This window comes from Solibacillus silvestris (genome assembly GCF_051967575.1).
GTDB classification, from domain to species: domain Bacteria; phylum Bacillota; class Bacilli; order Bacillales_A; family Planococcaceae; genus Solibacillus; species Solibacillus silvestris_B.
In genome coordinates this window covers 1-9075 of the sequence record NZ_JBQCJW010000057.1, presented here as the reverse complement: position 1 = coordinate 9075, position 9075 = coordinate 1, and the positions used below count along the sequence as shown (strand labels likewise).

Below are 9075 nucleotides of genomic sequence, written 5' to 3'. Positions count from 1 at the left end.
CATGTCGGACACGTCCTCTCATATAAGTTATTTTACTAACTTAGCTCGATTATGTCCATGACTCTATATTACATCCAAATCTTTTGTTGGAATGCTATTTATGTTTTTTTTAATGGAATGATTCGTTAGTAGGTAATGCTAATTTATTACTCCGCTGCAAGGTCTTTTTAAAAGACGTCTTGTGGTGGAGTTTTTTTGCGTGGAAATTTACTTGCACCTTTTATTTTCCCGGTGCTGCTTCCTGCTTAAAATAATAGGGGGGTTATGAAATTATGTCTTGGATTGTCCTGCATTTTATCGGAATTATCTCGTATGCAGCCACTGGAGCATTTGTTGCCCTTGAGGCGAGATTTTCCTTTATAGGAGTATTTGCTTTAGGCTTTATTACAGCATTTGGCGGGGGGCTGATCCGAAATTTAATTATCGGGATACCGGCTGCTGAGCTTTGGGAGCATTCCGCTATTTTAACGGTGCTCATAACGTTGACCATCATAGTATTGATCCCGCTAAAATGGATAGACCATTGGAGGAGATGGGGGTTGTTTTTCGATTCAATTGGACTTGCTTCGTTTGCTCTTCAAGGAGCTATGCTGGCCAGCGCGGCTTTTTCCAATGATTTAGGCATAATGATTTTGGCGGCACTGTTTACCGGAGTCGGCGGGGGAATGATTCGGGACGTTATCGCCGGCCGAAAACCGCTCGCTCTGAAGGAAGAAATTCATGCTATTTTAACAATTTTATGTGCCATTTCTATTTGGCTAGGCTTGAGCTCCCCTCTTGAACTCACGCTTATCGTACTTAGTGTAGTCGCAATCCGCATGTTTGCGATCCGCTACAATTGGAGCCTTCCCTTACCCTGTCACCATGAGGAGAACAGGAAAACAAAAATGCGCTTAAGCTTGCCATTTTCAAGTAGGGAGTTTATAGGGAAATTAATCGACAGGAAAGATAAATAATCGATTCGCCGCCAGAAACTTTCGATGCTCGACTTTCTGTATGCTATTTTTGCTGTAGCAAGAACTATGCAGTCATATTTAAATGAAACTACTATAATAAAGTATTCTCTTTATAAAGAAAGCTTCAAAAACGAAGATAACTTTATTTTTACATTCTCCATAAAAACAAAATAAAAACTAACCCCACTTCGCCATCAGCTTTGTGGGATTAGTTTAAAATTGCAGCGATTTATACAGAGTGGCTATGTACCTTGTACCGAAAATTTATGTGAAGCTTATTATTAATTCTGGAGTTCTAGTTTAGTTTAAATTGCTTCACTATTTCTTGCAGGTCCTCTGCCATTTCGGATAAATCGGCAGCAGATGCTGTGATCTCCTCCATAGAAGCAAGCTGTTCTTCTGATGCAGCAGCAACACTTTGTGCACTATTTGCAGAATGCTGCGCAATATTTGCCATTTCTCCAATAGAAGCGTTAACCTCTTCCGAACTGGCGGCCATCTGTTCAGAAATGGCCGAAACCTCTTGAATTTGAGCCGTCACTTGTTCGACTGAGATTAATATTTTATTAAATCGTTTCCCTGTTTCATCCACAATCAATTTCCCTGTAGCAACTTCTGCTGTACCAATTTCCATAACATGTACCGCTTCGATCGTATCGTTTTGCACGTGGGTAATTAATCTGGCTATTTGATCTGCCGATTCTTTCGATTGTTCAGCAAGTTTCCTTACTTCATCCGCTACGACAGCAAATCCTTTCCCATGTTCACCTGCACGAGCAGCTTCAATCGCTGCATTTAAGGCCAATAAATTAGTTTGATCAGCTATCCCAGTTATAACTCCGATAATATTGCCGATTTCCTTGGAAAGCTCCCCCAATTTCTTTACGCCCAAAGCAGAATTCGTTACCGCATCATTAATGATATTCATCTGATGAATCATTTTTTGGAGGGACTCGTTCCCAAAGCTGGCTTCTTTAGTCGTTTCGATTGCCGATTCTGATACAGAGGAAGATGTTTCCGCTATTTGCTGTATTCCAATTGACATTTCATTCATAGCGGTGGAAGAATTATTGGCTGAATCTACTTGTATATCCGTACCGCTAGCGATTTCCTGAATAATTGTTGCAATTTGTTCGGACGCTCTTGTAGTTTGTTCAGCACTTGCTGTCAATTCTTCTGCGGAAGATGCAGTCTGACTCGAGTTAATACTGACTTTTTCGATTACCATCCGAAGATTATTAGCCATAAGATTGAAGGAATTGACCAAATCGCCAATCTCATCCTTGTTTTTCACTTTTACCGGCTTAACAGAAAGATCCCCCTTGGCCATTTTCATAGCTGAATTTGACAACGCAATAACGGGTGCCGAAATAATTCGCCCCATAATAAGTGCGACGGCTATTCCTACTATAACAGCAACAACACCTACCGCTAGGACAAGCATAATTGTACTTTTTGCTTCTTTGGCATTTTGAGCACTACCTGTAACTAACAGATTTTGCTGCATTTCCGAAATTTTTCTTACTGCCTCATCTAATCTAAGTACGATATCCGCACCTTCCGTTGAAATTAGTCTTTCGTATTCAGCAGTTCGATTTTGTTCCTTCAAGTTAAATACCTTTTCTGTAAATTGGGTATATTCTTCTTCAATTCGATCGATTTCTTTTAACATTCGTATATATTCAGGATTCTCAAATTTAGGAACTAAGTCATCGTAAACTTTTCTGTAATCGGCGACAGCATCTGTATGATTTTGAAGCGAACGGCTATCCCCTTCCATTAAATAACCCCTCATAGTAATAATCTCTTGTTTTACAGCTACTTGTAATTCTTTAATTTCCACCGCTTTCATTGCCTTGTCTTCAACTAAATCCGTATATGAATCATTCAAAGCCGCAATCTGGCTAAAACTAATACTAATCGATGTAATCAGCAATATTATAACGGCCGTAAATCCCCCTAATAACTTTTTATTAATTGTCCATTTCACAATAAAACTCCTCAACTTTCTTCTTAATTACACTTATAGAAACGTGCAGCATTTCCAGCAAAATAGTTCAAGGGAAATTTACTATCAGCATCGCTTTTATAAGCTTCAAATTAGTCATTATAACCCACTTAAATTGGTGAATTAACATCCTTTTTTCCTATACAACTATAGGAAAACCCATTCCGATATTCAAGTAAACTCCCTTAATTGTTCATATTTTTATTTTTTCAAATGCCCAATTCCGGAAGTTTTGATTACTGAAAACGCAAAATATTCATTGCATAAGGGCGCAAATTCTCCTTTTGACTGAATTCTTCTATGTTTGATTTTCAATAAAGCACCTGCAATAATCTTTGCGGAAATTGGACTTAATGGTTATGAAGAAAATCGTTTTTTCTCTTATGCAAAGAATTTCTCCGCTTGACATCGAGCAAATTATGATAGGGGAAACAAGCAAAAAAACCAAACCCGTCCCTTTAGCCGCTTTGTGGGTTTGTGTCGAACGATAAAAATCGGCTTAATAGTTGTCAAATGGTAGCATTACAGCTAAAAATTTAACACTTGAAAATTCAACTGAAAGCTAGTAAACTATTCAACGTGCTCGCACATCATCATTCAATATTACTGTATAACCTCAAGAATACGGCTTGAGGGTCTCTACCAGGAACCTTAAAATCCTGATTACAGAAAATGAACTGTTCATTTTTTGTAATCAGGATTTTTTTATTTTCTAATTTTTCTATCAGAAAGGATGTAAAGCAAAATATGAATTTCAAAGTTTTTATACTAGCACTATCAACCGTTGCCGTTGGACTGGTCGAATTGATCGTCGGCGGTATTCTTCCAATTATCGCAGTCGATATGAATATATCACTAAGCACTGCCGGCCAGCTGATCACGGTCTTCGCGCTTATTTATGCGATTGCCGGTCCGGTGTTATTAGTTCTGACGAGCAAAATTGAACGAAAAAGGTTATACCTTATTTCCTTGTTTGTTTTTTTTATCAGTAATATTATGACTTATTTTAGCCCGAACTTTAGCTTTATGATGATTGCCCGCGTCTTAAGTGCAATGAGTACAGCGCTTATCGTCGTGCTGTCTTTAACAATAGCAGCAAAAATTGTTTTACCAACACATCGGGCAAAGGCTCTAGGTCTCATTTATATGGGAATTAGTTCATCACTTGTCATGGGCGTGCCTCTAGGAATTCAAATTTCCGATCATTTTGGATGGCGTGTGATTTTCCTTGGTATTGCAATCCTATCGGTAGGCTCCTTTATCCTGATTTCAGTCTTTTTGGAGCGAGTTCCTGGTGAAGTGACAATCCCGCTTTCACAACAATTAAAAGCCGTTGCCAGCTTTAAAATCGGGAGTGCACATCTTGCAACAATGTTTATGCTGGCCGGACATTATACGATCTATGCGTACTTCACTCCATTTTTGGAAACAGAGCTTCATCTGAATTCCAATTGGATCAGTCTTTGTTATTTATTATTCGGGATTGCTGCGGTGAGTGGCGGCGCATTCGGGGGAACTCTTTCGGATAAGATTGGGGCACCTAAAAGTATCCTTGTTGTCATCATCTCATTTGCTGCAGTGCTGTTTTTACTGCCATTCACTACCTTTTCACTAATCGTATTCATACCGGTTATGATGATTTGGGGAGCACTAAGCTGGAGCCTTGCACCACCGCAGCAAAGCTATTTGATCCAAACAGATCCGGCTACATCCGATATTCAGCAAAGCTTTAATAATTCAGCATTGCAAATCGGGATTTCTATGGGATCTGCGTTTGGCGGAATCGTATTAAATCAAACAGACGCGATTTCACATGCAGCTTGGTATGGCGGCGCACTTGTACTTCTTTCCTTAGCATGTGCAGTATTTTCTTTAACAAGAACAAATGGTAGAGGAGAATCCAAGACGACTTCGGGTATTCAACAATCAAATATATAATTTTAACTAGCATCATTCGGATTAGTATCGAATGGTGCTAGTTTTATTTGGTTGGGGGCAATCGAGTTCCCTGTGCACGAATGGAACAAAAGCGGTGAACTTGGCTTCACAATGAACAGAAATTTCTGGGGAAAAGGCTATATGTTCGAAGCTGGAAATCTCATACTAAAAATTGCCTTCAATACACTAGGCTTAGAACGGGTATTTTCAGAATCCGACACTAGAAATACAGCTTCCTCAAATTTAATGCACCGTTTAGGTATGACCCATGTAGGCACGCTCAGAAAAAATCATATGATCCGCGGCACACTAGTGGACAGTGTGTATTACTCTATATTAAAAGAGGAATATCAACAGGCTAACGCTTGAAGAAGTTAAAGCTCCAGAATAAATAAATTCCTTTCATTCTATACTTAGAGGTAAGGGAATGTATTTTTTTAGTCAGCCATTCCTATGTCGTTTTCATAATGAAAAAAGACCATCATTATACTTTGATGGTCTTTTTTGTTCAATTAAAGCTTTAACGATAAATGAAGAATAATATTAAATTCTTCCCCATAATCTTTCTACATTTTTTAGCACCTTGCCATCAAAAGATAATTTATATATATCTGGCATATCAAGATTTCTCCAAAAAGAAAAATCATATTTTCTGTCAAAGAAATTCATGATTAGAACCATTATATTCCCATGTGTTCCGATAACTACATTTTTATCTTTGTACCTCTCTAATACATCATACGTTGTATTTACCCCTCTTTTTTGTGCGACAATGTTTGACTCTCCGCCTTCCCATGAAAAGTTGTAATCTTCCCATACTTTTGTTATCGCAATAGTAAAATCTTCGGCAGGGACTGTGGTTAAAGTACGTTCTTTAAAACCATCTATAATTTCAACTTTACTATTTTTGTATTCGGCTATGCCTTCGACAGTTTGGACAGCTCGTTTATACGGACTTGAAACAACAATGTCAATTTCCTCTGTTTCTAATAATTTTGTAACTCTTATTGCATCAGTTAAACCTCTTTCCGATAAAGGTCTATTTAATTCATCGGGTGTATATGTAGAGTGTGCATGTCTAACAAAATATAAATTAGTCAAGTTAATTTCAACTCCCAATTAAAAATAAACGGTATTACCCACCCATTTTTTGTTATATTAAACCGCTTCAATCAATTTACAACTCACCTTCCTTATTTTCATCCTAAAAATAATCTTACATTATTTAAAGTGAACTTTTTAACAAATTTATAAAATTCAAATTATTATTTAATCACTAATGGAATATTAGCCTTTTGTTTTAAAGGAGTGATTTTATGTTTTTAATTGGTAAATATTGTGTCATTTCAAGCGGTCATTTTAATACAAAAAATAATAAAACGATGAGTGTGTTAAATGTTCAAGTTAATGGTGATATCCATAAATTTTTTGGAAGTGGTAAAATTCCTAAATTCAATTTTGGAGAAGTAATTGGATTTTTAGTAGTAGCACAAAGGAAGCAAGGTCAAGAATATTCATTTTATCTTGCAAAAGCAGAAGGAATTAAACAGGATACTGAAAAATAAATAAAACGACAGTGTTTCTGCCGTTTTATACTTGGAGTAATTTTAATAATGAACTATCTGGAATTACTTCAAAATTCCCCTTTACCATTACTTGTAATACGGTTCACCGTAACATGTCTAAATGAGGTTCCGTTTTTCACTTAGTTCATTTGCGGCTCATTTGCGGCTCATTTGCGGCTCATTTGCGGCTCATTTTTTTAATTTATATTTACTGGATTTATTTTGACCTTCTAAAATTATTTTTCCCTGTTCCCTTAAATCCTTTAAGATTCTTTTACTTGTAGCTGGTGAAAAACCACAAAGCCTCTCAACTTCTTTGCGTGTTATATATTCGTTTTTAGATAAATAGTCCAAAATCATTACGTTAGCTTGAATTTCATCAAAGTCTTTATCTTTTGTATAATCAATATTGGCATTAAAACTTTCATACACTCGATGAGTAAACATATATTTATTTCTGGCTTCCCTTTGTAAAACATTTCTCTTTTGACAAAGTTTGTTTAACACATTCGCTGCAGATTGAGTTGTTATTTGGGCCACTTCAGCAGCCTTACCTAGTGTGATGTTTTTATTAGATTTAATGTATTTTAATATACAGATTTCCGAAACTGAAAACTCACCGTTAATTTCTTCCTCTTTAGTAATAAACTTTAGAAATTCTATGTCTTCCAAACTGCTTCTTAAAGTTAAACCTACAGCTTCAGAAAATAGATTATATTCTGGAGCTGACTTTCCTGAAGACAGCATATCCTTAAATATGATATCTACCCCTTGGCCGGAACGTTGAACGTATCTTAGTTTTTGGAGTGTTTCAGCAATTAATTTATTTCTCGGTGAAGAAGGATGAGTAATAATATTTGTACTATCTACCCCAGATGGAAACGAACCGGGATTTTCAATAATTATTTCATTCGGATAAAACTTAACAAAAATTGAAGAAGCGCTCTCATAATCGCGGTGTGAAATTGCATTTAATAGTGCTTCTTGGAAAACATTAATAGGATAATCTTGAATTTCCAACTTAAATAGTCCCATTTGAATGTTCTGTATTCCATTTCTATCTTCAAAAAATTGTTGAATCCTATCTACCGCCTGCACTATTGGAACTTTAAGCTCCAACCGTTTATGATATTCAGTCTGCCCCTCATTATATGTAAGAATGATTATTTCTGATTGTGGCATATATCGGGCTATTGCTTCTCTTGTTCCAATAAATAGCAATCCTGCAACGGTTAACTGAATTTCATCGCCATCAACATCTATCAATCGTAAGTCCTTTAAAAACGTAATATTGTCTGATTGATATAAAGTAGAATCTTTATCACGAGATTGTATTTTTAACTTTAATCGCTCTACTTCAGTAAAATCTATATCATCTTTGGAAGTCCGTTCTATAATTTTGGCGGAATAGTCCCCTTTAAATCCCTTTATGCTATTTGAGGTGTATTCTGATGGATAAAATGGCTTTGTATTTTTCCCTAATCTTTTATATACAACGCCTTTTGAAGTGGCTACAATTTCAGGTGACTTTTGAACTGTTATTTTTAAAATATTCTTACCTGAAAACCTAACTACATCAATATCAGTAAAAAGCTTAGGTATTGTCCTGTCATATATACTTTCAATAATATTCTGCTCATCATAATCATCACATCCGGTAATTTCACCATTGTCTTCAACACCAACTAAGATAATACCACCGTCTGTATTTGCAAACCCTACCGCTTCATTCGTTAAGATATTTATCAGTTCTTTCTTGTTTGCCCTAATCCAACTTTTGAATTCTACATACTTAGATTCGCCTAGTTGAATTACTTCATTAATATCCATTGAATACACCTCCTAACTTGATATTAATATTATACCAAGACTAGAAGGCAAAACGTGAGCATGATTAGGAAATATTTCTAACAAGGGCACATTTAAAGGAGGGCTCTTTAATCTTAGCAGAATACGTCATTTACAAACATGTAATAACATTGTATATTTATTCATTATAATTATTTATTTATGGTAGTAACGAAAGCAGGTTAGTGAAAGAAAGCTAAACAGGTATAATAGAGATAAATGTAACTCTAAATGGGAATTGGGGAGAAATTGATGTCGCAAGATGGAATTGTTTTAGTAGCAAGTGTGTCAATCTTTAATGGCGATAAAGTTTTGATTATAAAAGAGAATAAACCTGCCGCTATTGATAAGTGGAACTTTCCAAGTGGTCATATCGAAAACGGTGAGGATATTATCTATTCAGCTCAGAGGAAAGTTAAAGAGGAAACAGGGTTTGATGTAAAACTGATTGGTACTACTGGTGTATATAATTTTATTAGTGTATAAACAATCAAGTTATTTTATTTCATTTTATTGGCGAGATTACTGGAGGTTCTTTAAATCTCGAAGAAGAAATCACTGATTGCAAGTGGATAAACGTAAAAGACTTTACAGCATTTGAAAACGACGACCTACGAGAGCCAAGTGTAATATCGCAGATAATTGATAACTTATTAAAAGAGAACTATTACTCAATTAGTGTGTTCGGTGTTTGTCAATATAGTTGTCGCATCAAGCTACTTAACTTTTCTATCAAAATCAAAATCTGTTCTATTAAAAT

Annotated in this window: 7 protein-coding genes, 1 pseudogene and 1 riboswitch; of the genes and pseudogenes, 5 read left to right on the top strand and 3 right to left on the bottom strand. The window is 35.9% G+C overall.

The annotated features are described in order from the left end of the window. Positions 1–272 precede the first annotated feature (272 nt). Positions 273–956, top strand: a complete 684-nt coding sequence (locus ACTHOQ_RS18370; protein ID WP_440497620.1) for a trimeric intracellular cation channel family protein — start codon at positions 273–275, stop codon at positions 954–956. Between the two features lie 295 nt (positions 957–1251). On the opposite strand, the gene ACTHOQ_RS18365 is transcribed toward ACTHOQ_RS18370, so the two are convergent. Further along, entirely contained in the window at positions 1252–2946 is a 1695-nt protein-coding gene (locus ACTHOQ_RS18365) for a methyl-accepting chemotaxis protein (protein ID WP_440497618.1), read from the bottom strand. A 604-nt stretch (positions 2947–3550) separates the two neighbouring features. Further along, a riboswitch (purine riboswitch) is annotated at positions 3551–3650 on the top strand. 61 nt (positions 3651–3711) lie between these two features. On the opposite strand from ACTHOQ_RS18365, the gene ACTHOQ_RS18360 reads away from it, so the two are divergent. Continuing rightward, positions 3712–4902 carry an MFS transporter gene (locus ACTHOQ_RS18360; protein WP_440497617.1) on the top strand — a complete coding sequence of 397 codons (1191 nt, stop codon included), beginning with the start codon at positions 3712–3714 and terminating at the stop codon, positions 4900–4902. Between the two features lie 51 nt (positions 4903–4953). Continuing rightward, the gene (locus ACTHOQ_RS18355) at positions 4954–5271 is read left to right on the top strand and encodes a GNAT family N-acetyltransferase (protein WP_440497616.1); all 318 of its coding nucleotides are present in this window, start codon (positions 4954–4956) and stop codon (positions 5269–5271) included. 174 nt (positions 5272–5445) lie between these two features. Here the strand turns inward: ACTHOQ_RS18355 and ACTHOQ_RS18350 are convergent, their stop codons facing one another. Then, complete coding sequence (locus ACTHOQ_RS18350; protein ID WP_440497615.1) at positions 5446–6003, bottom strand: histidine phosphatase family protein; 558 nt, start codon at positions 6001–6003, stop codon at positions 5446–5448. Between the two features lie 215 nt (positions 6004–6218). Between ACTHOQ_RS18350 and ACTHOQ_RS18345 the strand changes: the two genes are divergently transcribed. After that, a complete protein-coding gene (locus tag ACTHOQ_RS18345) occupies positions 6219–6467 on the top strand; it encodes a hypothetical protein (RefSeq protein WP_440497613.1) in 249 nt (82 codons plus the stop codon). Between the two features lie 189 nt (positions 6468–6656). On the opposite strand, the gene ACTHOQ_RS18340 is transcribed toward ACTHOQ_RS18345, so the two are convergent. After that, the gene (locus tag ACTHOQ_RS18340; protein ID WP_440497612.1) at positions 6657–8297 is read right to left on the bottom strand and encodes an RNA-binding domain-containing protein; all 1641 of its coding nucleotides are present in this window, start codon (positions 8295–8297) and stop codon (positions 6657–6659) included. A 270-nt stretch (positions 8298–8567) separates the two neighbouring features. Here ACTHOQ_RS18340 and ACTHOQ_RS18335 point away from each other — a divergent pair. Next, positions 8568–9001 (top strand): annotated as a pseudogene (locus ACTHOQ_RS18335) (NUDIX hydrolase); the annotation flags it as partial. Between the last annotated feature and the right edge of the window lie 74 nt (positions 9002–9075).